Consider the following 23,999-nt stretch of genomic DNA (forward strand, 5'->3'; position numbering starts at 1 on the left):
GACGACCTGACCGGGCGATGGCTCAGGTATTCTTCAGCGCGACGCGGAATTCGGCTTCAGTCTTGGACTTGATCTCATCCAGCGTGACGCCGTCGGCGAGCTCGATCAGCGCCATGCCGCCATCGCCGTGCTTGTCGATGGTGAAGACGGCTAGATCGGTCACGACCATGTCGACCACCCGCTCGCCGGTCAACGGCAGATTGCACTTCTTCAAGAGCTTAGGGCCGTCCTTTGCCGAATGCTCCATCACCACGATCACGCGCTTGACGCCGGCGACGAGATCCATCGCCCCGCCCATGCCCTTGACCATCTTGCCGGGGATCATCCAGTTGGCGAGATCGCCGTTCTGGGCCACCTGCATGGCGCCGAGGATGGAGAGATCCATATGGCCGCCGCGGATCATGCCGAAAGACTCGGCGCTCGAGAAATAGGAGGTCGAGGGCAGCTCGCTCACGGTCTGCTTGCCGGCGTTGATGAGATCGGCGTCTTCCTCGCCCTCATAGGGGAACGGACCCATGCCCAGCATGCCGTTCTCGCTCTGCAGGGAGACGTCGATGCCATCAGGGATATAGTTCGAGACCAGCGTCGGAATACCGATGCCGAGATTGACGTAATAGCCGTCGCGCAATTCCTTTGCAGCGCGCGCGGCCATCTGTTCACGGGTCCAGGCCATATGAGTCTCCTGTTGCGCTTAAGCGGCGGGGCGCGGGCGGGTGTTGCGGAATTCGATGCGCTTCTTGGCCGTGCCGACCTCGACGATGCGCTTCACGAATATGCCGGGCGTGTGAATGTGGTCGGGGTTGAGCTCACCGGCCGGAACCAGATGCTCGACCTCGGCCACCGTCATCTTCGCGGCGGTCGCCATCATCGGGTTAAAATTGCGCGCCGTCTTGCGGTAGATGAGGTTGCCCGCGGTATCGCCCTTCCAGGCGTGCACGATGGCGAGGTCGGCGAACAGGCCGCGCTCCATCAGATATTTCTCGCCGTCGAACTCCTTCACTTCCTTGCCTTCGGCGATCAGCGTACCGACGCCGGTCTTGGTGTAGAAGGCCGGGATGCCGGCGCCGCCGGCGCGGATGCGCTCGGCCAGAGTGCCCTGCGGGTTGAATTCGAGTTCCAGCTCGCCGGCGAGGTATTGCTGGGCGAACAACTTGTTCTCGCCGACATAGGACGAGATCATCTTCTTGATCTGGCGGGTTTCAAGCAGGCGGCTGAGGCCGATACCGTCGACGCCGGCGTTGTTGGAGACCACCGTCAGGCCCTTGACACCCGACTCCCTGATCGCGTCCGACAGCTCCTCGGCAATGCCGCAGAGGCCGAAGCCCCCCGACATGATCATCATGTTGTCCTTCAGAATGCCTGACAGAGCCGACTTGGCGTCGGGATAGACCTTGTTCATGCAAATGACCTTCGACTGAACCTACGGCTAGCGGGCATCGCGCCTCATTGGCGGCGATTATTAGGCGAAATCCTCCAAAGCCGTCAATGATACGGGGTTCTCCAGCCCGCCCCTGGGTGATAGAAGCTGCCCAGGCCGGGGGCATAACTATGCGGCGGCCTTGAAAGCGACAAGAAAACCCATCAAGTTGCGGCACTTAACACCATAGCATCCGGGCATCGGCACGCAGGTTCGCGGCCCGCCCTTCCGGCTCCAACGACCGACCCGATCAGGACATGCCATTGACCATGGCCCAAGGAATGAAGCGCCTCGGGACGCCGATCGCGGCGCTGCTCGGCATCGTGCTGGTCGCCCTGATCGCGACCTCGTGGCTCATCAACCGCGACGCGCTGCGCAAGGCCGTCGAAGCGCAGATCCGCGACGTCACCGGTCTCGAACTCAATGTGGCAGGCAGTATCGACATCTCCGTGCTGCCGGCGAGCTACATCTCCTTCCGTGACGTCGGCCTCAAGGGCGGCGGCACCAGCGCTCCCGCGCTCCAGGTAGACGTGCTCACGGCCAATTTGCGGCTGCTGCCGCTGCTGCTGCAGCGGTTCGAGATCTCCGACCTGACGCTGCTGCGGCCGCGCATCCATGTCAGCCTCAAGCCGGACGGCGAGAGCAACTGGACACCCTTCATCCAGACCATCGCGCGCACCATGAAGCCAGGGGCCGAGAACCAGGTTTCGTTCTCCGAGATCCGGATCCAGGACGGCGTGCTCGATTACGAGGACGCCGCCACCCATGCCACCGAGAAGTTCGAGGACATCGACCTGTCGCTGGCCTGGCCTTCGATCTCGCGCTCCTTTGCCGCCACCGGACAGTTCGACTGGCGCGGCGAGCGCGTCGACGGCTCGATCAGCTTTTCCGATTTCGTCGCCGCCCTCTCCGGCGACCGCTCCGGTTTGAAGGCGCGGATTGCCAGCGCGCCGCTCAAGCTCGCCTTCGACGGCAGCGTCGCCAATCGCACCAGCCCGATGATGGAAGGGACCCTCACGATCGACAGCCCGTCCTTGCGCAACGCGCTGCGCTGGACCGGGCAGCCGCAGCCCGCCAGCGGCGGCTTCGGCCGCTTCGCGCTGAAGGCGCGCGCCAACGTCGTCGGCCCCTCGATCGCACTCACCAACGTCAATGTCGAGCTCGACGGCAACACCGCCGAGGGCGTGATGACCTACGCCAACAACGGCCGGCAGACCCTGCAGGCGACGCTCGCCGCCGACGCGCTCGACTTCACGCCTTACATCTCGACGTTCCGCCTGCTCGCGAGCGGCGCGCGCGACTGGAACAGGCAGCTATTCGATCTCAACGGGCTCTCGACCACCGACCTCGACATGCGTCTGTCGGCCGCCAAGCTGACGGTCGGGCCGACCAAGCTCGGCCGCACCGCGATCGGCGCCAATTTGCGCAACGGCACGCTGGCGCTCTCGGTCGGCGAGGCGCAGGTCTATGGCGGCATCGCAAAGGGTTCGTTCGGCATCGCCCGGTCCGATACCGTTGCCGACATCAAGGCGCAGTTCCAATTCACCGACGTCGATCTCCAGGCCTGCGCCACCGAGCTGTTCGGCCTCAACAAGCTGTCCGGCCGCGGCAACATCAACGTCTCGCTGTTCGCCTCGGGCTCGAGCCCGTTCGGCCTCGTGCAGTCGCTCGACGGCAGCGCCACCGTCACCGGGCACGACGGCGCGATCTCCGGCTTCAATGCCGAGCAGCTCCTCAAGCGCCTGGAGCGGCGGCCGCTGTCAGGCGGCGGCAATTTCCGCAGCGGCTCGACGCCGTACAACAATCTCACCATCGCGGTGAAGTTCTCCGACGGGATCGCCACCGCAGAGGACATCCGCATTGAAGGGCCCGCGGCGAAGATCACATTGACCGGCACTGCCTCGGTGCCGACGCGTGAATACGACATGAAGGGCGTGGCGAGCCTCAACACGGCGTCCGGCTTCCAATTGCCATTCATGGTGCAGGGTCCCTGGGACGATCCCCTGATTTTCCCCGACCCCGAGAGCCTGATCCGGCAATCGCCTGCGGCGTCTCCCTTCCTCGATCTCCTGAAGCAGCGCATCACGGGCGGAAAACGCCCCGAGGGATCGCCGACGGCGGAGAATGCGAAAGAGGGCGCGAAGTCGAACTGACGATCGTGCGCCGTGGAGCGCGCGCGAATTGATCAGGGCGAATTGATGCGGCGATTGCATCGATGCGCGCGTTAATCATCGCCACATCGCGACACCCGACCTAGGTCTGACGACATGCTGCGTTGATTGCGCTACCATCCTGCGCTAGTGTTTCTTCGACCGGTTAAAACACCGGCCGTTTGAGGGAGAAAAACGTGAAATCCAAGGTTATTGGCGCAGTTTCATTGGCGGTCGCTGCGGTTGGGCTGTTTGCCGCCACCGCGCCCGCATTTGCGCAACAGAAGACGATCACGGTCTGGTGGGGCAAGGGCTTCTATCGGTCCGAAGACGACGCGCTGATCGAGACGATCAAGAAATTCGAAGCCAAGACCGGCATCAAGGTGGAACTGTCGCAATACGCGATCCAGGACATGATTCCGAAGACGGTCGCGGCGCTCGACGCCGGCACAGTTCCTGATGTCGCCTATTCCGATTCCTATGACGTGCAGGCGCAGGGCAAGTGGGCCTATGAGGGCAAGCTCGAGGACCTCACGGACATCATGGAGCCGATCAAGGGCCGGTTTGTCCAGAACACCCTGGATGCCTCGATCCTCTACAACGACGTCGCCAAGAAGAAGGCCTATTACGGCTTCCCGCTGAAGCAGCAGAGCATGCACGTCCAGATCTGGGGCGACATGCTGGAGAAGGCCGGCTTCAAGCAGAGCGACATCCCGAACGACTGGACGGGCTATTGGACGTTCTGGTGCGACAAGGTGCAGCCGGCGATCCGCAAGGCGACCGGACAGCGCGTCTACGCCGTCGGCCAGCCCATGGGCGTGGAATCCACCGACTCCTTCCAATCGTTCTACACCTTCATGGACGCCTATCACGTCAAGCTGGTCGACGACGACGGCAAGCTGCTGGTCGACGACCCCAAGGTCCGCGACGGCCTGATCAAGGCGTTGAAGGACTACACCGGCACCTACATCAAGGGCTGCACACCGCCCTCCTCGACCACCTGGAAGGACCCGGACAACAACGTCGCCTTCCACAACAAGACGATCGTGATGACCCACAACTTCACGATCTCGATCGCGGCGAAATGGTACGAGGAGTCACAGAATCAGAACCTCACGCCGGAGCAGCGCGAGGCCGGCAAGAAGGCTTATGAGCAGGACATCATCACGGCGTCCTTCCCCAAGGCTCCGGATGGTTCGACCATCCGCTACCGCTCCGACGTCAAGACCGGGCTGATCTTCACCGCGGCCAAGAACAAGGCCGAGGGCAAGCAGTTCATCAGCTTCCTGCTCCAGGAAGAGAACATCCGTCCCTACATCGAGGGCGCGCTCGGCCGCTGGTTCCCGGTGACCAAGGAAAGCCAGGAAAGCCCGTTCTGGCAGGCTGACAAGCACCGCAAGGCCGTCTACACGCAGTTCAAGGGTGGCACCTCTCAGTTCGACTTTACCAGGAACTGGAAGTTCACGATCCTGAACAACGAAAACGTGTGGGCGAAGGCGATGAACCGCGTCGTCAGCGAGAAGGTTCCGGTCGAGAAGGCCGTCGACGAACTGATCGCCCGCATCAAGCAGGTCGCGGGTTAACTCATCCGTCCCTCTCCCCGCCTCGCGGGGAGAGGTGTTAGAACAACACCGGCCGCGTTTCGCGGCCGGCTTCTCTTTGAAGAGTCCGAAAAGAATGGCGATCACGCTCTCTGGCGATCAGGCAATGCCCGGCCCGCCCCTGTCGTCGCGGCTGACCCCGGCGCAGGTCTGGGGCATCGTGCTGCTCGCGCCCTATCTGCTCGTTTTCCTCGCTTTCGTCGTCTATCCCGTCTGCTACGGGCTGTGGCTGGCACGTGATCCCGCGAACTATGTCGCGCTCTACAATGACCCGATCTTCGCGCGCGCTGCCGTCAACACGCTGATCTTCCTGGTCGTCGGCATCAACATCAAGATGATGATCGCGCTGTTCCTGTCCGGCTTCTTCGCGGTGCAGCGCACCTGGATCAAATGGCTCTCGGTGATCTTCATCCTGCCCTGGGCGGTGCCGTCGATCCCGACCATTTTGTCGGTGCGCTTCATGCTCAATCCCGAATGGGGCATGATCAACCACGTCATCTTCTCCCTGACCGGCGATGACGGGCCGAACTGGCTGAACGACCCGACCGTGGCGCTCTGCATGGCGATCGCCGTGCACATCTGGAAGTCGCTGCCGTTCTGGACGCTGATTCTGATTACCGGACGCCTTGCGATCTCGCACGATCTGTTCGAGGCCGCCGAGGTCGACGGCGCGAGCTGGTGGCAGAAATTCCGCTACATCACCTGGCCGTCGATGCAGACGCTCTACGTGACCTGCACGCTGCTCTCGATGATCTGGACGCTGGGGGATTTCAACAGCGTTTATCTGCTCACCGGTGGCGGGCCTGCCGACCTCACGCACGTGCTGGCGACTCTCGGCATCCGCTATCTCCGGCTCGACCAGCTCTCGCTCGCGATGGCGTCCATCGTCTGCGCGATGCCGTTCGTCCTGCCGCTCGTGTACTTCATGATGAAACGGTTGTCGCGATGAAGCTCCCCTCTCTCCGTGACGTCGCGACGGAAGCGCGGCTGCTGCTGATCGGCATCCCCGTCTTCCTGTGGACGATGATCCCGATCTATCACATGTTCCTGTTCGCGATCTCCCCGAAGGAGGACGCGTTCTCGGGCAAGCTGTGGCCGGACCATCCGACGCTGCACAACTTCGAGATCGTGTTCAAGCAGCAGCATTATTTCCTGCGCGACTTCTACATCCAGTTCTGGAATTCGACGGTGATCGCCGTCTCCGTCGGCGTGCTGACGCTGTTCATCGCGACCGCCGCGGCGTTCGCGATCTCGCGGCTGAAGGTGCCGGGCGGGCGCGCCGTGCTGAACCTCGCGCTCTTCACCTATTTCATCCCCGCGGCATTTCTCGCCGTGCCGATGTACCGCACCATGGGCAATTACGGCCTGCTCAACAATCACTGGTCGCTGATCCTGGCCATGGTGACGATCGCCTCGCCTTACGCGATCTGGGTGCTGAAGCAGGCCTCCGACAAGCTGCCGGTCGAGCTGGACGAAGCCGCGGTGATGGACGGCGCCACGACGCTGCAGATCTTCCGCCTGGTCTATCTGCCGCTGATGATGCCCTCGCTGGTCGCGATCGGCACCTATGCGGTGCTGCTGGCCTGGAACGAATATCTCTACGCGTTCCTGCTGCTCTCCAACGACCGCGAGATCACCCTCCCCGTCGCGCTCGGCAACTTCCTCGCCGCCGACGATTCACCGTGGGAGCTGCTGATGACCACCGGCTTCATCTACGCGCTGCCGCCGGCCGCGGTCTATTACGCCTTCCGCCGCTACATGGTGGGCGGGCTCACGGCAGGTGCGGTGAAGTCGTAGCCGTCTCCTTCGTCATTGCGAGCGAAGCGAAGCAATCCAGACCACTAATGCGGATGGACCCTGGATTGCTTCGTCGCAAGAGCTCCTCGCAATGACGGCGGGCCTCACAACGGCGCCGCGCTCTCGCCCTGCGAACTCGACAGTTTCGAGGCGAGCGAGGCGATGACGATGACGACTGCGATCACGGCGATCACCAGCGTGCAGATCGCGTTGATCTCCGGCTTCACGCCGAGCCTGACCTCCGAATAGATCCGGATCGGCAGCGTCGCCGAGCCGGGCCCCGTGGTGAAGCTCGCGATCACGAGATCGTCCAGCGACAGCGTGAAGGCCAGCATCCAGCCTGCGACGATCGCGGGGGCGATCAGCGGCAGCGTCACCGCAACAAAGGCCCGGACAGGATTGCAGCCGAGGTCCATCGCCGCCTCCTCAAGCGAGCGATCGAGCGAGCCGAGCCGGGACTGCACCACCACGGCGACGAAGCACATCGTCAGCGTGGTGTGGGCGATCGTCACCGTCCAGAAGCCGCGTTCGGCATTCAGCGCGACGAACAGCAGCAGCAGCGACAATCCGGTGATCACCTCCGGCATCACCAGCGGCGCATAGAGCATGCCGGAGAACAGCGTGCGGCCGCGGAAACGTTCGCCGCGCGACAGCGCGATCGCCGCGAGCGTTCCGAGCAGCGTGGCGATGGTCGCGGAGGCGACCGCGACCCGCAGGCTCATCCAGGCCGCCTCGATCATGGCGCGATCGTTGAAGAACTCGCGATACCAGCGCAGCGACCAGCCGCCCCACACCGTCACCAGGCGCGAGTCGTTGAAGGAATAGATGACGAGGATGAGGATCGGCAGATAGAGGAACGCCAGCCCCAGGGCCAGCGAGGCGATGTTGAAGCGGGAGAGACGAGAGGCCTTGCGCATCGCCGCTACCTTCCCCGTTCCAGCTGCCGCTTCTGCAGCCGCTCGTACAGCAGCAGCGGCACCAGCAGCACGACCAGCAGCACGATTGCGGCGGCAGAGGCGACCGGCCAGTCCTTATTGGTGAAGAACTCGAGCCAGAGGGTCTGGCCGATCATCAACGCGTTGGAGCCGGCCAGCAGGTCTGGAATGACGAATTCGCCGACGATCGGGATGAAGCACAAGAGCACGCCGGCGCCGACGCCGGGCAGCGACAGCGGGAAGGTAACGAGCCAGAACACCTGCCATGGCGGCGCGCCGAGGTCGGAGGCCGCCTCCTCCAGCACCGGCTCCATCTTGGCGAGCGTCGCGTAGAGCGGCAGGATCATGAACGGCAGGTAGGAATAGACGATGCCGATATACATCGCGGTGTCGGTGGAGAGCCACACCACGGGCTGGCCGACCAGGTGCAGCACCAGCAGGATCTGGTTGAGCAGGCCGTCGTGCTGGAGAATGTTGATCCAGGCATAGATGCGGATCAGGAACGAGGTCCAGAACGGCACGATCACCAGCACCATCGCCACCGCCTGCCAGCGCCTCGGCAGCCGCGCCATGCCATAGGCGATGGGATAACCGATCAGCAGCAGCAGCGCAGTCGCGGTCACGGCGACGGTCAGGCTGCGCACATAGGCGAACACATAGAGGTCGTCCGAGAGCAGCAGCTTGAAATTGTCGATCGAGAGCGCTGCGAACGCGGCCCTGAGCGCGCCCCACCCGGCTACCAGGTCGAACACGGGCTCGTAGGGCGGCTGCGCGATCGCCGTCTGCGACAGGCTGATCTTCAGCACGAAAGCGAACGGCACCAGGAAGAACAGCACCATCCAGACGTAAGGCGCGATCGCGGCGAAGCGCGCCGGCCTTGCGAAGATGCGGCGGGAGCTCATGATTGCAGCACCATGCAATCGTCGGGCGTGAACCAGGCGACGACATGCTGGTTCAGGCTGTAGGCATCGACGTCGAGCCGCGCGCTGTTGGCGACAGACGCCCGCACCATCCCGCCGGTGTCGAGCTTCACCTTGTAAGTGGTGGTGCCGCCGAGATAGCAGATATCCGCGATCACACCATCGAGCCGGTTGATCGCGCTCTCGCGGCCGGCCTCGCTGACCGGGCCGCGGCGCGACAGCTTCACCTTCTCGGGGCGGATCGCAACCGCCAGTTTTCCGGTGCCGACGGCTTCGCGCGGCTCGGCCACCACCAGCGCCCCCGCATCACGCGTGCCGATCACCAGACGATGGCCATCGCGCAATTTGGACTCACCGTCGAAAAGGTTGATGTCGCCGACGAACTCCGCGATCCAGCGCGAGCGCGGCGCCTCGTAGAGCTCGCGCGGGCTCGCGACCTGGGCGAGCTTTCCCGCCTTCATCACGCCGATCCGGCTCGCCATCGTCATCGCCTCCTCCTGGTCGTGGGTGACGATGATGAAAGTCATGCCGAGCCGCCGCTGCAGCTCCATCAGCTCGCCTTGCGTGCTCTCGCGCAGCTTCTTGTCGAGCGCCGCGAGCGGCTCGTCGAGCAGCAGGAGCTGCGGCCTGCGCGCCAGGGCGCGGGCAAGCGCCACGCGCTGGCGCTGGCCGCCGGAGAGCTGGTCGGGCTTGCGCTTCTCCAATCCCTCGAGCTTGACCAGCGCGACCATCTCCGCCACGCGGGTGGCGATCTCGGCGCGCTTCATTCGAGCGCGCTTCAGGCCGAAGGCGATGTTGTCGCGCACCGACAGATGCGGGAACAGCGCGTAACTCTGAAACATCATGTTGATCGGACGCTCGTGCGGCAGGGCCTGCGCGATATCCTTGCCGCCGAGCAGGATGCGCCCCTGGTCCGGTGCCTCGAAGCCGGCAAGCATGCGCAAGAGGGTGGTCTTGCCGCAGCCGCTGGGCCCCAGCAGCGCGAAGAACTCGCCGGCCTTGATGTCGAGCGAGACGCCGTCCACGGCGCGGAACGTGCCGAAGGTCTTGGCGACGCCCTCGATGCGCAATAGCGGCTGACCCGCGCCGGAAAGTGCATCTCCGCCAGCCGTTTCAACCGCAACGTTCGTTCCGGGCAATTCTTGCGCCATGGTCCCCGCCAACCCCGATACCGCCGCACGCTAGCGGCCGATCGTCTTTAGCTCAACCGGTTCGGGGCGCATGCGGCCGTCGAATGGGAGCGCAGCAGCCCCATCACTAGAGCCATTTCCGTTCCGATGACATCGGACGGTGGCTCTTGTTTCATGTTCTGACGCGTTTTGCTGATGCGAACCGGTATCTACTTCGCTCGAAGCGCTCTAACCGGTCTTCAGCGCGAGCTCCACGGCTTCGACGCGGCCGATCAGGCCGGCATATTTCCCGATCGGTAGCGGCTTGCCGAGCAGATAGCCCTGCACGCCGTCGCAGCCCTCCCTGGCGAGGAAGGCGAGCTGGTCCACCGTCTCGACGCCTTCGGCGACGATCGACATTTCGAGGCCGTGACCGAGATCGATCACAGCGCGCACGATCGCCGCCGATTGCGGGTTGCGGCCGAGATTGATGATGAAGGCGCGGTCGATCTTGATCTTGTCGAACGGGAAAGCCTGGAGATAGCTCAGCGAGGAGTAGCCGCTGCCGAAATCGTCCATCGAGATGCGCACGCCGAGCGCCTTCAGGCGGCGCAGCAGCGCGAGACCGCGGTCGAAGTCCTCGATCAGCACGCCTTCGGTGATCTCGAGCTCGAGCCGGTCGGGGGCGAGGCCGGTCTCGAGCAGGATCGAATGGACGAGGCCGACCACGTCGCCGTGCATGAACTGCGCCGGCGACAGGTTGACCGCGACCTGGAGCGGCTTCGGCCAGGACGCCGCCTCGCGGCAGGCCTCGCGCAGGATCCACTCGCCCATTTCGACGATGAGACCGCTTTCCTCGGCGATCGGGATGAATTCGGCCGGCGAAACCTGGCCGCGCACCGGATGCTGCCAGCGTGCCAGCGCCTCGAAGCCGATGATCTCGCTCTCGGCGACGCTGTGACGCGCGGCTCCCTGCGGCTGGAAGGCGAGCGAGAGCTCACCGTTCTTGACCGCCACGGAGAGGTCCTGGTGCAGCACGCGGCGATCGCGGATCTGCCGGTCCATCTCCGGCTGGTAGAGGCTGATCGTGCCGCGCGACTTCTGCTTGGCGCGGAACAGCGCAGCGCCGGCATTGGCGAGCAGCGAGGCGCCATCGGTGCCATTTTGCGGAAACACCGACATGCCGGTGGTGATGCCGGCGCGGACCGGCCGGCCGTCGATCTGGAAATCCTTCGCGACGGCTTCGCCAATCTGCCGCGCCAGTGCGAGACCCGCGTCGGGCTGCTTGCCGTCGATGATCAGGCCAAACTCGTCGCCCGACAGGCGCGCGACCACGCCCCCGCGCGCGGAATCCAGGAGCCGCTGGGCCACCTCGATCAGGTACTTGTCGCCGAGCGCATGGCCGAAGACGTCATTGACCTCCTTGAGGCCGTCGAGGTCGACGCAGAGGACGGCGAACTCCTCGCCCGTGCCTTCGCAGGCCTCGATCATCTGGGTCAGCGCCTGAAGGAACGCGGCCCGGTTCGGCAGATCGGTGAGGCCATCGTGATAGGCCATATGCGCCATGCGCAACTCGGTCTGCCGCCGATCGGTGACGTCCTCGTGGGTCTTGATCAGATATTGCGGCTCGCCGGCATCGCCGAGCACGGTGGCGCGGCGGGTCAGGAACAGGCGCAGGCCGTCCTTGGTGGAGATCGGATGCTCCTCGGTGATCATCCCGCGTTTCCTGATCGCCGCCTCGTCGCGCGCGATGATCAGCTTGGCCTCTTTGGCATTGAAGATGTCGGAGGCGGTCAGGCCGGTGGCTTCCTCGCGCTTGCGGTTGAGGATCGTTTCCGCGCTGCGGTTGGCGAGCAGATAGCGGCCGTCCTTGACCTGTTCCACGATCAACGCAACGGGGATGTTGTCGACCACGCGCTCGAGGAACTTCTTGGTGCTTTCCAGCTCCTGCGACAGCGAGCGGCGGTCGGTGATGTCCTCGAACACCAGCAGCAGGAAACCGGGCCTGTTGCCTTCGTTGCGCACCGCGATCCGGATCGAGGCGACCATGCGACGTTCCCCGCCCCGCTCGACTTCGAATTCGTTGCGGAACTGCCCATCCGGGGAATTGAGCGCCGCCCGGTCGGCCGTCTCGATGCTGTCCGCCGAGATCGGCGCGAACAGTTCGCGTGCATTCTTGCCGACGACATGGTCCCGTGAAAAACCCCAGAACCGCTCATAGGCAGTATTGGCGAAGATGTAGCGGCCGTCCTCCAGGCTCTTCGCCGCGACACAAGCCGGGACGTTGTCCAGCACGCTTTCAAGGAATTGCTTGGTGGAGGCGAGCTGTTGCGACAGCCTGCGCTGCTCGCTGACGTCGAGATGGGTCGCCACCGAGCCGCCGTTCGGGAGCACGAAATACTTCACCAGGATGGCCCGCCCGTCCGGCAGCTCGGTGATCAGGCCGTTGCTGCTTGCAGCCTTCTCGTAGAACTCGTCGTCGGTGACGCCAAGGACGCCGCGCTCGCGGCGCAGCCTCAGGATGTCGTAGCCGGTCATGTTCGGCCGGATATCCGACCGCGTTAGGCCATAGATCTCGAGATAGCGGTCGTTGCAGAAGATGATGCGGCGCTGCGCGTCCGTCATCACCACGCCCTGGTTGAGATTGTTCATGGCGGACGAGATGAAGGCGTTGCGCCGCAACTGCGAACGCTTGGATCGGCGCAGCCAGGAATGGATCCACAGCACGATCGCCGCGAGAAACGAGCAGAGGACGATGCCGGCGATCAGGGTTTCCCAGATCACGCCGGGATCGAGCCGGGCGAGATCGCCCGGAACGGCAAGGCTGTCCGATGCCGCGAAGGCACGCGCAGGCGCAACCGCACCGGCCAGGCACAGCAAGGCCTGCACAGCGATCGGAAGCGTGCTGCCCACGTGCCAGTTCTTCTCAGCCATCAGCCACCCGCGATTCAACGTCGGATTGTCTGGCCTGGCGGGTTTGGATCGGGTAAACGCCTGTTGGCACAACAGAAATATGTGACGTGAAATACGGCAATTGCCCTGACATGATAAACGCCCTCTTAATGGAAAACGCCGCCGCGCGGCCGTTCCCCGGCCCGGTGCCCCCGACCCTCCCAGCGGCCGACCTGCACAACCATGGATAGGGTCGACTGCGTCGTCGTCGGAGCCGGCGTGGTCGGTCTTGCGGTGGCTCGAAAGCTCGCGCAGGCCGGGCGCGAGGTGATCGTGCTCGAGGAAGCCGAGGCCATCGGCACCGTGACCTCCTCGCGCAACAGCGAGGTGATCCATGCCGGCATCTACTATCGCGCCGGGAGCTGGATGGCGCGCATGTGCGTGGCCGGCAAGCACGCGCTCTACCGCTACTGCGCCGAGCGCGGCATCCCGCACAAGAATTGCGGCAAGCTGATCGTCGCGACCAGCCCGAAAGAGACCGAGAAGCTGCAATCGATCAAGGCGCATGCCGAAGCGAACGGCGTGCTCGACATGCAGCTGCTCTCGGGGGAGGCCGCACGCGCGCTGGAGCCGGCGCTCGCCTGTGACGCCGCGCTGCTGTCGCCGTCGACGGGCATCATCGACAGCCACGCCTACATGCTCTCGCTGCGCGGCGAAGCCGAGGACGCCGGCGCCGCCTTCGCGTTTCACACTCCGCTGATCCGCGCCAAAGCGGCGAACGGCATGATCGAAATCGATGCCGGCGGCGAGGCACCGATGACGTTGCAATGCAGGCTCTTCGTCAACGCCGCGGGGCTGTCGGCGACGCATGTGGCGCGCAACATCGACGGCATGCCGCTGGACCGAATTCCGCCGGCCTATCTCGCCAAGGGAAACTATTTCAGCTGCAACGCCAAAGCGCCGTTCTCGCGCCTGATCTATCCGGTGCCGGAGCCCGGCGGACTGGGGGTGCACCTGACGCTGGACATGGCAGGGCAGGCGCGCTTCGGGCCTGACGTCGAATGGATCGAGACGATCGACTACGAGGTCGATCCGTCGCGCGCCGAGCGTTTCTATCCCGCAATCCGTAAATACTGGCCGACGCTGCCCGACGGCGCGCTGATGCCGAGCTATTCAGGCATCCGCCCGAAGATCGTGCCACCGGCGGTGGCCACCCAGGATTTTCTAATGCAAGGCCCGCAAGATCACGGCGTCGCAGGGCTGATCAATCTGTTCGGCATCGAATCGCCGGGACTGACGTCCTCGCTGGCGATCGCCGACCACGTCGCCGAGCTCGCGAACATCTAGAACGCTTCGCGCAACGTGGATGAGGCTTAGCTCCGAGAGGACGCGCCCGAGCAGGAACGCTCGCCGCGCAAGCATCCTGCGCAGGTGCGCACCTTGCGGCAGGGATGAGCGCGAACGCTCTCATCCCTGCGTGAAGGACGTGATCAACTCGACGCTGTTACGGGGGGTTACTAGTGGAGCGTGTCGCTGTGCTTCAGACGCTCGATCTGGTCCTTGACCATCAACTTCCGGCGCTTCAACTCAACAATTTGCAGGTCGTCTGTTGAAAGGTGCACGAGAGCTTCGTGCAATTCGTTTTCCAGAAGTTTGTGCTTCCGTTCCAATTCAACGAGATGTGCCTGAATTGTCATTCGAAACCTCCTCGGTAGGGTTGAACCTTTAGGATTCGATCCGGACGGCCAAGTCTACATCACCGATTCGTCCTGTCGATGGGTATCCGTCGTCGCAGCGTCATTTTTGAAACTTCATATGTAACGAAGCGTGACTAAAGGGGAACCACGCGGAAAAATCCATGGTATCAAGTGTCTGCGCAGCGCCGCGGCCCCCAGCACAAAATATGTTGCGGGAGATCGGCGGGCGAGCGCCGCAGATCGCTTGCGATCACGCGGCGCAAGGACGATAATTTCCGCAGGGCGTCCACAGCCCAGATCTCACGCCTATCGGTTTTCGGCCACCGCAGACATGACCAATGAAGATGAGCGTGAGCTCGAAGCCGAGCTCACCCGGTTGCAGCAGGAACACCGAGACCTCGATGCGGCGATCGATGCGTTGCATCAATCGCCTGCCCCCGACTTGTTGCGGTTACAGCGGCTGAAGAAACGCAAGCTGTTGTTGCGCGACCGCATCGCGTTCATCGAAGACCAGATAACGCCCGACATCATCGCCTGATCCACAGCCTGATTAGAGGGACCCGCCAGTTGGAATCCGCTTGACTCCAAAAGAACAAAATAAGAACATTCTAGCTGCCCCAACGCCCCACGCCCGAGGACACGCATATGTCGGCAGCCGCCTTTCTCGACAACAGCCACTATGAGCAGGCCTGCGATCAGGCCATCGCGATGTGCGACGGCAACCTGCGCAGCACCATCAAGGCCCTGATCATGGCCAACGAATATCTGGAAGCCGAGCTGGAGGAATTGCAGGCGGCGGTCTCCGCCGGCTGCATTCCCGAGACTTCACGCAGCAAGATGCGGAGCAAGAGCAGCGCCGCCTGAGTTTCAAATATCGGAGCAACGCCATGTCGGATGTGACCTATTACGTTGCAATGCCCTTCTTGATCGACAGTAACGGCTCACCCGTCGCGGGGGCCGCCGAAGAATGCCAGAGCTCGACGGCCGCGTTGCGGCGCGCCGAGCTTCTGGCACATGGTGCCGGCCACATCGGCGCAGTCGCCTTCAGCCGCAGCGGCGATCCCATGACGGGCGAGTTTGGCGACGCCACTTTGCTGCGCAAATTCGGCAACGTGCCGGACGATCTGGCCACGCTGTAAATTCAGCTGCTGACCAGCCTGATCCGCGGCTCGTGCCGACGCTGCGCCTTGCGCACATACATCGCGGCGTCCGCCTCCTCCAGGACGCGCCCGGCATCGGACTGCGGACCGAGCAAGGCGACGCCCGCGGAGGCGCCCGCCGTCACCGATTGCCCGCGAAAAACGAAGGGGAGTTCGTCGATCGCCTGCTCGAAGGCCGCCGCCTTGGCCTTGGCATCGGTCTCGCTCAGATTCCAGAGCAGCAGCGCGAACTCGTCACCGCCAAGCCGGCCGACGACGTCCGAGGCGCGCACCTGGCGCCTCAACGTGGCGACAATCGCCCTCAGCACTTCGTCGCCGGCGACATGACCGAAGGAATCGTTGATCGGCTTCAACCGATCGACGTCGAGAACGATCAGCGCCCCGCTGGCGCGGTAGCGTTTCATATAGGCTATGGCACGCGCCAGCTCGCGCTCGAAACCGCGCCGGTTCGGAATCTCGAGCAGGAAATCGGTGTCGGCGGCCGCCTCGAGTTCCGAGATTCGCAGCCGGGCCGCCTTCAGCTTGCGCCTGAGATCGCGGATGATCGCCTTGCTGTCGTCGGCAGCGGGCGCCCTGCGCGAGGCCGGCTTGGCGGGGCGTTTCGGGGCGGCTCGGGATCGGTCGGCGCTGGTTTTGCGACCCTTCTTGGCCTTCGCAGCCCTTGCCCTTTTTGGTTTCTTCATGGGCATCCTGCTCAATGAAGGCTTGCGGGGATTCACCAAGACAGGATAGTGGATTCCCTTCTCCTTGCCACCGCCTTGCGAGCCGCCGGCCGGAACCGTTAATCTGGCCTATGTTTCTGTTTTTCTGGGCACAATTGACCTCATGACCGCGCCGATCGCCATCATTATGGGAAGCCAGTCGGACTGGGACACGATGCGCCATGCCGCCGACACGCTCGAAGCGCTGGGCGTCGCCGCCGACGCGCGCATCGTTTCGGCCCACCGCACCCCCGAACGCCTGTTTACCTTCGCCAAGGGCGCCAAGGCGGCGGGTTACAAGGTGATCATCGCCGGCGCCGGCGGCGCGGCACATCTGCCCGGCATGGCGGCGGCGCTGACGGAGCTCCCGGTTTTCGGCGTCCCCGTCGAATCCAAGACACTCAAGGGCCTCGATTCGCTCTATTCGATCGTGCAAATGCCTGCAGGCATCCCGGTCGGTACCCTTGCCATCGGCAAGGCCGGCGCGATCAATGCCGCATTGCTGGCGGCCGCCGTGCTGGCGCTCTCCGACCCCGCTCTGTCGGATCGCCTCTCCGCCTGGCGCAAGGCGCAAACGGACGCGGTTGCCGAGCGCCCGGAGGACAAGGCGTGACGGACACCAGGCATGTGAAGCTGAAGCCCGGCGACACCATCGGAATCCTCGGCGGCGGACAATTGGGCCGGATGCTGGCCATGGCCGCGGCGCGGCTCGGCCTTCGCTGCCAGGTGTTTTCGCCCGATCCGGATTCGCCCGCGTTTGACGTCGTGCTGAACGCGACCTGTGCCGAATACGCCGACGTCGAGGCGCTCGAGCTGTTCGCCGGCGACGTCGACGTCATCACCTACGAATTCGAGAACGTGCCGGCAGCGGCCGCGATGGTGCTGGATGCGCGCCGCCCGGTGCTGCCCAACCGCAAGATCCTCGAGACCACCCAGGACCGCCTCGCCGAGAAGGATTTCGTGACGCGGCTCGGGATCGGCACGGCCGCCTACGCCGACGTCACGTCAGTGGCTTCGTTGCGCGAGGCGATCGTCAGGATCGGCCTTCCCGCCGTGCTCAAGACCCGCCGCTTCGGTTATGACGGCAAGGGCCAGGCGATCATCCGCGAGGGCGACGACATCGCCAAGGTGTGGACCAGCCTCGCCACCAAAGCGGCGATCCTGGAGGCTTTCGTGCCGTACGAGCGCGAGATCTCGGTGATCGCCGCGCGCGCCGTCACAGGCGAGGTCGAGTGCTTCGACGTCACCGAGAACGAGCACCGCGACCACATTCTGAAGATCTCGCGCGCGCCCGCGCCGATTCCGGATGCGCTCGCCGAGGAAGCGCGCAGCATCGCCGGCAAGATCGCAGGCGCACTCGACTATGTCGGCGTTCTCGCCGTCGAGATGTTCGTGCTCGCCAATGGCACCGGACCGAGGGTGCTGGTCAACGAGATCGCTCCGCGCGTGCACAATTCCGGGCACTGGACGCTCGATGGCGCCTCGGTCTCGCAGTTCGAGCAGCACATCCGCGCCATCGCCGGCTGGCCGCTCGGCAAGCCCGTGCGTCATGGCGAAATCGTCACCATGACCAACCTGATCGGGGACGAGATCAACGATTACGAGAAGTGGCTGAGCGTGCCGGGCGCGACAGTGCACATCTATGGCAAGGGCGCGCCGCGCCCCGGCCGAAAGATGGGGCACGTCACCGAAGTGCACCCCACCGCTGGCAAGTAACGGGACCGCGGCTTCGCGCTGCGATCCCGCTTTGCGATCACGCCGTCTTTGCGCCTGCGACGACGCCCGTGGGCTCTTCGCTGAGCCAGCGATAGACCACTCCGCCGAGCGCGCCGCCGATCAGCGGTGCAACCCAGAACAGCCAGAGCTGCGACAGCGCCCAGCCGCCGACGAACAGCGCCGGACCGGTGCTGCGCGCCGGGTTCACCGAGGTGTTGGTGACGGGAATGCTGACGAGATGGATCATCACCAGCGCAAGCCCGATCGCGAGCGGCGCAAAACCCGCCGGCGCCCGGCCATGCGTGACCCCCATGATGATGAACAGGAACATCATGGTCATCACCACCTCGGTGAGGAAGCCGACCATCATGCTGTACTGACCGGGCGAATGCGCACCATATCCGTTGGACGCAAAACCCTTGCTGACGTCGAAACCGGGCGCCCCGCTGGCAATGACATAGAGCAGCAATGCGGCGACGATCGCACCCGCCACCTGGGCAATCACATAGGGCAGGATCTGGCCCGTCGGAAAGCGGCCGCCGGCGGCGAGACCGACCGTGACGGCCGGGTTGAGATGGCAGCCCGAGATGTGGCCGATGGCATAGGCCATGGTGACCACGCTCAACCCGAAGGCGAGGGAGACGCCGACGAGGCCAATGCCGACCTGCGGGAAGCCGGCCGCGATCACTGCGCTTCCGCAGCCTGCGAATGTCAGCCAGAAGGTGCCGATGGCTTCGGCAGCGTATTTTTTCGTGTCCATTGTAGTCCCCTCATTGCAAGACCCGGAACAAGCTCCGGTCGCCGCCCCGCCCGTGGCGTCAAGCCGCCCAAATCGGGGCCGCGTGGAGGTATTTTCGCCGCATTTAATGGCCGAACTTGGCCCGAAAATCCGCTTGGCCGGTGGACATGCCCGGTTTTGTCTGATACATGGGCGCGCTCAAGGTAAAGGGCTTGCGCGTTTCGCCATCCCCTTTGACTTACCAGAATTCAAATCCGATCCACCTGAAGAGGATGCCGCGTGCAGGTTCTCGTTCGCGATAACAATGTCGATCAAGCCCTCAAGGCGCTGAAGAAGAAGATGCAGCGCGAGGGAATCTTCCGCGAGATGAAGCTCCGCGGTCACTACGAGAAGCCCTCCGAGAAAAAGGCCCGCGAAAAGGCCGAAGCCGTGCGCCGCGCACGCAAGCTCGCCCGCAAGAAGCTGCAGCGCGAAGGCCTGCTGCCGATGAAGCCGAAGCCGGTGTTCGGAGCCGGTCCCGGCGGTGATCGCGGCGGCCGTAGCGGCCCGGGTGCAGGTCCGCGCGGACCGCGCTGAACTACCTAGCTAGACTTCAGTTTTCGATGACGCGGGCCACTGGCCCGCGTTATTGTTTGCGGGCGGTGCCTTCTCGGATCGGCACTGCCGATGCGGCAATGAAGCGCGATGAGATTGGGTCGAAACATCGCGCTTGGGTTTTGTTGTTCGAGCATGATCTTTCTGGATCATGCTTTAGCGCGAGCGAACCGTATATGGCCTCTCCTTTCCCCGAGCGCGGCTGGCCGCGGCTACGCCGGATCTGGCGGCAGCCGCTCGCGCTCGCCGTGATGGGGATCGCAGTCTGCGGCTGCTCCTTCGATCTCGGATCGCTCCTCCCTGAGAAGGACAAGCCGCAGGAGGCCCCCAAAATAGCCGCACCCGCCGAGAGCGCGGTGAGCGCCGGCAACGTCACCGAAGCCCAGGCCCACACCGCCAAGGCCCAGTCCCTGGCCAAGTCGGGCGAGACCGCAGCAGCGCTCGACGAGTTCAATCGCGCGGTCGGGCTCGATCCCTACAATGCGCAGGCGCTCTATGGCCGCGCCCTGATCTACCAGGGCAACAACCAACACGAATTTGCCATTGCCGATTTCAGCGCCGCAAGCGGGCTCAACCCGCAGAAGGCCGAGCCGCTGCTTGGCCGCGCCAACAGCTATCTCGCGCTCGGCAAGATCAAGGAAGCCGCAGCCGATCTCGACGAAGCCTCCGAGGCTGATCCGCACAACGCGCAGGTCTGGACCACGCGCGGCCAGGTCTATGAGCGGCTGGGCGATAGGGCCAAGGCAGCGGCGTCCTACACCAGGGCTGTTGCGCTTCGCCCCCGCGACGACGCCGCCCGCAGCGGCCTTGCCCGCGTCGGCGGCTGACGGCTTGGCGCATCGCGGCGCGAATCGTCACCGCGCCTTGGGTCGTTGTTCCGCATGATTTTTCCGGAAAACCGCTTCGCGCTTCTCCGGATCACGCTTTATTCGGGGGTGGCGCTCTTCGGCAGAACGGCGTTGAACATCGACTTCATGCCCGACAGCATCTCGTCGGCGACGTTCGTCTTCTTCGGCCGCGGCAGGGCGCCGCCCGCGTCGGCACGCAGGTCGAGGGGTGGCGCGATCACCGGCACGGGAATGTCAGCCGGCGGCGTCACCCGATTCGGATCGTCGTTGCCGATCGAGGCAGTGTAGGGCGGATTGGACCCACCATTGCCATAGGCCTCGGGCGACGGCGTCGACACCGTGATTGGCGGCGGCAGCGGACGAACCGGGGACGGCTCGACATTGACGACCCGCGAGGCCTCCGGCGTGCGGGCGGCCTCACGCACCACGGGCTCCGCCGGCTTGGTCTCCACCGCGCGAACCTCCGCAGGCCTGGCTTCGGCAGATCTGGGCTCAGCGGCCTTGGCCTCGGTAGCCTTGGCCTCGGCCGGCTTGCCCTCAGCAGATTTGGCCTCGGCAGACTTGCCCTCATTCGACTTGCGCAGGCGCTCGATCGCAGCACGCGCGAGATCGTTGGCGTCGGGGGTGGCGGCGGGGGAAGCCGCCGTCGAGGCCGAATTGGCCTCAACGACCGGAGCAGAGGCAGCCGGAGCTGACTTGGCCGCGGCCTTGTCGCGCGCAGAAGGACGGCCGCGCGGGCCGTTTTCCGCGGGAGCCACGTCGGCGGCCTTGGCCTCGGCCGAAGGCTGATGATCGGCAGGCTTCTCGACCGTCGCCCTTTCGGCGACGCTCTTCTCGGAAATGCCCTTGGCCTTGACGCCAGGGGCAGGAAGGTTGGCGGCGGCATCCGGTTTGCCGTCACTGCCCGTCTGGGCGGGCGCGACCACGGCGGCTGGGGTGTCGGCCGCCGGCTTGGCGTTGATGTAGTGGTTAACGATGTAAGCCCCGATGATCGTGGCGAGCACCGAGGGGAAAATATCCGTCGAGATTTTAGCGAGGTATTTCAGCATTTCTCGGCCACTCCCCGCGCGATCTGATGCGGGAACTTTAGGGCATTGTGAGGGATCAACTGCGACGGATCGATGGCAGACAGGAGCGCCGGCTTATGGTTTCAGCTCTATTTCAAGGAACACGATCTCGGTTGAGGTTTCGTTAAGTACGTCATGCTCGACGCCGGCCTTGCGGAAATAGGACTTTCCCGCCGCGAGCTGCGCTTTGGACCGCTCGCCATTCGGCGCCACGATGGTCATCTCTCCCGCCACGACCGGAACGATGACATAGTCCATGCCGTGGGTGTGATGTCCCGTGGCGCTGCCGGGCAGGAGCCGCCATTCGGTCACCCGGACCTGCTCATTGTCGACCTGAACCTCGGATTTGGCGGCAAGCATCGGAATTCTCCTGATCGGGGCTCGGCAGCAGTAGCAAATCGGGCGCGAGATTCAATGCCAGTGCAGGATCGGGACGACCGGCAGGAACGTCAGCAGCAGGAACAGCGGGATCAGCACGGCGCCGGCGCGCAGGAAATAACCGAAGAAGCTCGGCATCTGGATGCCGCTTTCACTGGCGATGCTGCTCACCATGAAGTTCGGCGCATTGCCGATATAGGTGAGCGCTCCCATGTAGACGGCCCCCATGGAGATCGAGGCAAGCGTGCCGGAGAGCTGATGCATCAGCACTTGCGCATCCCCGCCGGCGAGCTCGAAGAACAACAGATAGGTCGGAGCATTGTCGAGGAACGCGGACATCAGGCCGGTAAACCAGAAATAGACGACCTCACGCGGCGCTCCGTCCGGCCCCGTCACGGCGGTGAGCAGCCAGGCGAACGCACCGTCATGTCCGGCATTGAGCATGGCAATGACCGGGATGATGGCGACGAAGATGCCGGCGAACAGCTTCGCGACCTCGCGGATCGGTTCCCAGGTGAAGCCGTTGGCCTGCCGGTGTTCGTCCGGCGTGAGCCACACCGACAGCGCCGCTATCGCGAGCAGCACCAGATTGCGGGCGATGTCCTCCAGCTCCAGCTTGGTGCCGAGAATGTCGAACGCAACGCCCGGCTTCCACATTGCCGAGGCCAGCAGACTGGCGGCGATGGCCGCAATCAGCACCAGATTGACGAGCCCGCGGATGCGGACCGGCTGGGCGGGGCCGGCGCCAACGGGCGGCGGCTCGCTCCGGAAACGCCAGAGGTCGATGGCGGCGAAGATCGCGAGCAGCAGCCCGGCCACGATTGCGGTCTGCAGCCAGATGGTTCGCGTGGTCCAGAAGAAGTCGACGCCGTGCAGGAAGCCGACGAACAGCGGGGGGTCGCCGAGCGGGCTCAGCGCGCCGCCTACATTTGCAACCAGGATGATGAAGAAGATGACGACATGGACGTTGTGACGGCGCAGCCGGTTGGCGCGGAGCAAGGGGCGGATCAGAATCATCGCCGCACCCGTGGTACCGACGATGCTCGCTCCCAACGTGCCGAGCGCGAGAATGCCGAGATTGGTCGCCGGCGTCGCCTTGATGTCTCCAGTGATGAGGACGCCGCCGGCTACGACATAGAGCGAGAACAGCAGCACGATGAAGCCGAGATACTCGGCGAGCAGGGCGTGAACGAGCGCCGCCAGCGTTGCCATGCCGCCGGCGAAGACGACCAGGGAGCCGAGCGACAGCACCGCCCAGGCCGCGGTGATCTTGCCGTAATGGTGGTGCCAGAATTTTGCGAACAGCAGCGGACCCAGTGCGATCGACAGCAGCAGGCCGGCGAAGGGCAGCGCATAGGGCAAGCGCATCGACGCGCCGTCAATCGCCGCGGCAGCCCATGCAGGCTGCGGAAGCAGCGCGAGCGTCGCAGCGATGATCACGCAGCCCCGGCAAGTCACAAGCCGTTCAGTAAGCAATGAAGCGCCTCGCTGTCTCGATCGCGCCAAACGCATCGAGATTGTCGTGTCCGCCGCCCGCGAAGCGAACGAACTGCTTCGGTTCATGCGCGAGCCCGAACAAACGCTCTCCGAACGCGATCGAAATGGCAAGGTCATTGGTGCCGTGCATCACCAACAGCGGCACCGTGACGCGCGCGATCCGCTCGTCGGAGCGAAACTGATCGCGCATCAGCAGGCGCACGGGAATGAAGCGGAACTGCGAGGCAGCGACGTCCACCGTCGAAGTGTATGGCGCCGCCAGGATCAATTTGGCGACGGGGTGTTCGGACGCCATGGCGACCGCGACACCCGTCCCCAGCGAAAAGCCCCAGACGACGATCCGTTCCGCGGCATATCGCGCCGTGGTGAACCCGTAGGCGGCCGCCGCATCGCGCAGCAGCCCCTCTTCGCTCGGCGTCCCGCTCGAGCCGGCATAGCCGCGATAGGACAGTGCCACGAGGCCGGTGCCGTCGGCCGTCATTGCCTTGAAGCTGCTGACGCGCCCGGCGAGGAAATCGCCGTTGCCGGGGAAGTACAGGATCACGGGACGGCCAGGCTTCGCCGGCACGTGCCAGACGATCACCTTCTCGCCGTCCGACGTGGTCAGAATGTGCTCTTCCGCCTCGGGCAGGCCGGCAGCATCAGGCGCGGTCCGGCCGACGGGCGGGATCGGAAACAGCAACTCGCGCTGGCGGACGTACAGCACGAGGAGACCGGCCAGGTAGACGGTCACGAGCAGGATGGCGATCCACTTGACGACGGTCATGATTGCGCGGCGCGC

25 protein-coding genes are annotated in these 23,999 nt (G+C 64.4%); 12 read left to right on the forward strand and 13 right to left on the reverse strand.

Going from position 1 to position 23,999, the window contains the following annotated elements; genetic code table 11:
- Positions 1–22: 22 nt before the first annotated feature.
- Positions 23–673: a CoA transferase subunit B gene (locus tag AC3WLX_RS16275; protein WP_492336708.1), complete on the reverse strand. Its 651-nt coding sequence runs from the start codon at positions 671–673 to the stop codon at positions 23–25.
- Between the two features lie 18 nt (positions 674–691).
- A complete protein-coding gene (locus AC3WLX_RS16280; RefSeq protein ID WP_492336709.1) occupies positions 692–1,399 on the reverse strand; it encodes a CoA transferase subunit A in 708 nt (235 codons plus the stop codon).
- Positions 1,400–1,686: 287 nt separating this feature from the next.
- Between AC3WLX_RS16280 and AC3WLX_RS16285 the strand changes: the two genes are divergently transcribed.
- The 4 genes from AC3WLX_RS16285 to AC3WLX_RS16300 all read left to right on the forward strand — a co-directional run bounded on the left by AC3WLX_RS16285 (position 1,687) and on the right by AC3WLX_RS16300 (position 6,965).
- Positions 1,687–3,570 (forward strand): AsmA family protein, encoded by a 1,884-nt coding sequence (locus AC3WLX_RS16285; RefSeq protein ID WP_492337305.1) that lies wholly within the window; start codon positions 1,687–1,689, stop codon positions 3,568–3,570.
- 194 nt (positions 3,571–3,764) lie between these two features.
- Entirely contained in the window at positions 3,765–5,150 is a 1,386-nt protein-coding gene (locus AC3WLX_RS16290; RefSeq protein WP_492336710.1) for an ABC transporter substrate-binding protein, read from the forward strand.
- A gap of 94 nt (positions 5,151–5,244) precedes the next feature.
- Complete coding sequence (locus AC3WLX_RS16295; RefSeq protein ID WP_492336711.1) at positions 5,245–6,117, forward strand: carbohydrate ABC transporter permease; 873 nt, start codon at positions 5,245–5,247, stop codon at positions 6,115–6,117.
- Positions 6,114–6,965, forward strand: coding sequence for a carbohydrate ABC transporter permease (locus AC3WLX_RS16300; RefSeq protein WP_291622244.1), 852 nt, complete (start codon positions 6,114–6,116; stop codon positions 6,963–6,965). The genes AC3WLX_RS16295 and AC3WLX_RS16300 overlap by 4 nt, the downstream gene beginning before the upstream one ends.
- 104 nt (positions 6,966–7,069) lie before the next feature.
- Here the strand turns inward: AC3WLX_RS16300 and AC3WLX_RS16305 are convergent, their stop codons facing one another.
- The 4 genes from AC3WLX_RS16305 to AC3WLX_RS16320 form a co-directional block, all read right to left on the reverse strand.
- Positions 7,070–7,882: an ABC transporter permease gene (locus tag AC3WLX_RS16305; RefSeq protein ID WP_492336712.1), complete on the reverse strand. Its 813-nt coding sequence runs from the start codon at positions 7,880–7,882 to the stop codon at positions 7,070–7,072.
- 5 nt (positions 7,883–7,887) lie between these two features.
- On the reverse strand, positions 7,888–8,802 hold the full coding sequence (locus tag AC3WLX_RS16310) for an ABC transporter permease (RefSeq protein WP_492336713.1): 915 nt from the start codon (positions 8,800–8,802) through the stop codon (positions 7,888–7,890).
- Entirely contained in the window at positions 8,799–9,971 is a 1,173-nt protein-coding gene (locus AC3WLX_RS16315) for an ABC transporter ATP-binding protein (RefSeq protein ID WP_492336714.1), read from the reverse strand. Before AC3WLX_RS16315 ends, AC3WLX_RS16310 begins: the two co-directional genes overlap by 4 nt.
- Positions 9,972–10,178: 207 nt before the next feature.
- Positions 10,179–12,863, reverse strand: a complete 2,685-nt coding sequence (locus AC3WLX_RS16320; RefSeq protein WP_492336715.1) for a sensor domain-containing protein — start codon at positions 12,861–12,863, stop codon at positions 10,179–10,181.
- A 201-nt stretch (positions 12,864–13,064) separates the two neighbouring features.
- Between AC3WLX_RS16320 and AC3WLX_RS16325 the strand changes: the two genes are divergently transcribed.
- Positions 13,065–14,168: an NAD(P)/FAD-dependent oxidoreductase gene (locus AC3WLX_RS16325; RefSeq protein WP_492336716.1), complete on the forward strand. Its 1,104-nt coding sequence runs from the start codon at positions 13,065–13,067 to the stop codon at positions 14,166–14,168.
- A 170-nt stretch (positions 14,169–14,338) separates the two neighbouring features.
- Here the strand turns inward: AC3WLX_RS16325 and AC3WLX_RS16330 are convergent, their stop codons facing one another.
- Positions 14,339–14,518, reverse strand: coding sequence for a YdcH family protein (locus AC3WLX_RS16330; RefSeq protein WP_024337663.1), 180 nt, complete (start codon positions 14,516–14,518; stop codon positions 14,339–14,341).
- Positions 14,519–14,849: 331 nt separating this feature from the next.
- Between AC3WLX_RS16330 and AC3WLX_RS16335 the strand changes: the two genes are divergently transcribed.
- The 3 genes from AC3WLX_RS16335 (at position 14,850) to AC3WLX_RS16345 (ending at position 15,657) form a co-directional block, all read left to right on the forward strand.
- A complete protein-coding gene (locus tag AC3WLX_RS16335; RefSeq protein ID WP_008546179.1) occupies positions 14,850–15,056 on the forward strand; it encodes a YdcH family protein in 207 nt (68 codons plus the stop codon).
- Between the two features lie 107 nt (positions 15,057–15,163).
- Complete coding sequence (locus AC3WLX_RS16340; RefSeq protein ID WP_492336717.1) at positions 15,164–15,382, forward strand: hypothetical protein; 219 nt, start codon at positions 15,164–15,166, stop codon at positions 15,380–15,382.
- A 23-nt stretch (positions 15,383–15,405) separates the two neighbouring features.
- The gene (locus AC3WLX_RS16345; protein WP_291622209.1) at positions 15,406–15,657 is read left to right on the forward strand and encodes a hypothetical protein; all 252 of its coding nucleotides are present in this window, start codon (positions 15,406–15,408) and stop codon (positions 15,655–15,657) included.
- A 2-nt stretch (positions 15,658–15,659) separates the two neighbouring features.
- Here AC3WLX_RS16345 and AC3WLX_RS16350 read toward each other — a convergent pair whose 3' ends face one another.
- Positions 15,660–16,361: a GGDEF domain-containing protein gene (locus tag AC3WLX_RS16350; protein WP_492336718.1), complete on the reverse strand. Its 702-nt coding sequence runs from the start codon at positions 16,359–16,361 to the stop codon at positions 15,660–15,662.
- 142 nt (positions 16,362–16,503) lie between these two features.
- On the opposite strand from AC3WLX_RS16350, the gene purE reads away from it, so the two are divergent.
- Both purE and AC3WLX_RS16360 read left to right on the forward strand, forming a co-directional pair.
- Positions 16,504–16,992 (forward strand): 5-(carboxyamino)imidazole ribonucleotide mutase, encoded by a 489-nt coding sequence (purE, locus tag AC3WLX_RS16355; protein ID WP_492336719.1) that lies wholly within the window; start codon positions 16,504–16,506, stop codon positions 16,990–16,992.
- Positions 16,989–18,095, forward strand: a complete 1,107-nt coding sequence (locus tag AC3WLX_RS16360; protein WP_492336720.1) for a 5-(carboxyamino)imidazole ribonucleotide synthase — start codon at positions 16,989–16,991, stop codon at positions 18,093–18,095. The genes purE and AC3WLX_RS16360 overlap by 4 nt, the downstream gene beginning before the upstream one ends.
- A gap of 37 nt (positions 18,096–18,132) precedes the next feature.
- On the opposite strand, the gene aqpZ is transcribed toward AC3WLX_RS16360, so the two are convergent.
- Positions 18,133–18,855 carry an aquaporin Z gene (aqpZ, locus tag AC3WLX_RS16365; RefSeq protein ID WP_492336721.1) on the reverse strand — a complete coding sequence of 241 codons (723 nt, stop codon included), beginning with the start codon at positions 18,853–18,855 and terminating at the stop codon, positions 18,133–18,135.
- Positions 18,856–19,113: 258 nt separating this feature from the next.
- Between aqpZ and rpsU the strand changes: the two genes are divergently transcribed.
- Both rpsU and AC3WLX_RS16375 read left to right on the forward strand, forming a co-directional pair.
- Complete coding sequence (gene rpsU / locus AC3WLX_RS16370; RefSeq protein ID WP_014492442.1) at positions 19,114–19,410, forward strand: 30S ribosomal protein S21; 297 nt, start codon at positions 19,114–19,116, stop codon at positions 19,408–19,410.
- A gap of 194 nt (positions 19,411–19,604) precedes the next feature.
- Positions 19,605–20,255, forward strand: a complete 651-nt coding sequence (locus AC3WLX_RS16375; RefSeq protein WP_492336722.1) for a tetratricopeptide repeat protein — start codon at positions 19,605–19,607, stop codon at positions 20,253–20,255.
- Positions 20,256–20,353: 98 nt separating this feature from the next.
- On the opposite strand, the gene AC3WLX_RS16380 is transcribed toward AC3WLX_RS16375, so the two are convergent.
- The 4 genes from AC3WLX_RS16380 to AC3WLX_RS16395 all read right to left on the reverse strand — a co-directional run bounded on the left by AC3WLX_RS16380 (position 20,354) and on the right by AC3WLX_RS16395 (position 23,984).
- Positions 20,354–21,325, reverse strand: a complete 972-nt coding sequence (locus AC3WLX_RS16380) for a hypothetical protein (RefSeq protein WP_492336723.1) — start codon at positions 21,323–21,325, stop codon at positions 20,354–20,356.
- 93 nt (positions 21,326–21,418) lie between these two features.
- Entirely contained in the window at positions 21,419–21,703 is a 285-nt protein-coding gene (locus tag AC3WLX_RS16385; RefSeq protein ID WP_492336724.1) for a cupin domain-containing protein, read from the reverse strand.
- 51 nt (positions 21,704–21,754) lie between these two features.
- On the reverse strand, positions 21,755–23,233 hold the full coding sequence (locus tag AC3WLX_RS16390; protein ID WP_492336725.1) for a sodium:proton antiporter: 1,479 nt from the start codon (positions 23,231–23,233) through the stop codon (positions 21,755–21,757).
- Entirely contained in the window at positions 23,187–23,984 is a 798-nt protein-coding gene (locus tag AC3WLX_RS16395; protein ID WP_492336726.1) for an alpha/beta hydrolase, read from the reverse strand. Before AC3WLX_RS16395 ends, AC3WLX_RS16390 begins: the two co-directional genes overlap by 47 nt.
- Positions 23,985–23,999 lie beyond the last annotated feature (15 nt).

The sequence above is a fragment of the Bradyrhizobium sp. FW305-F6 genome (assembly GCF_058782905.1).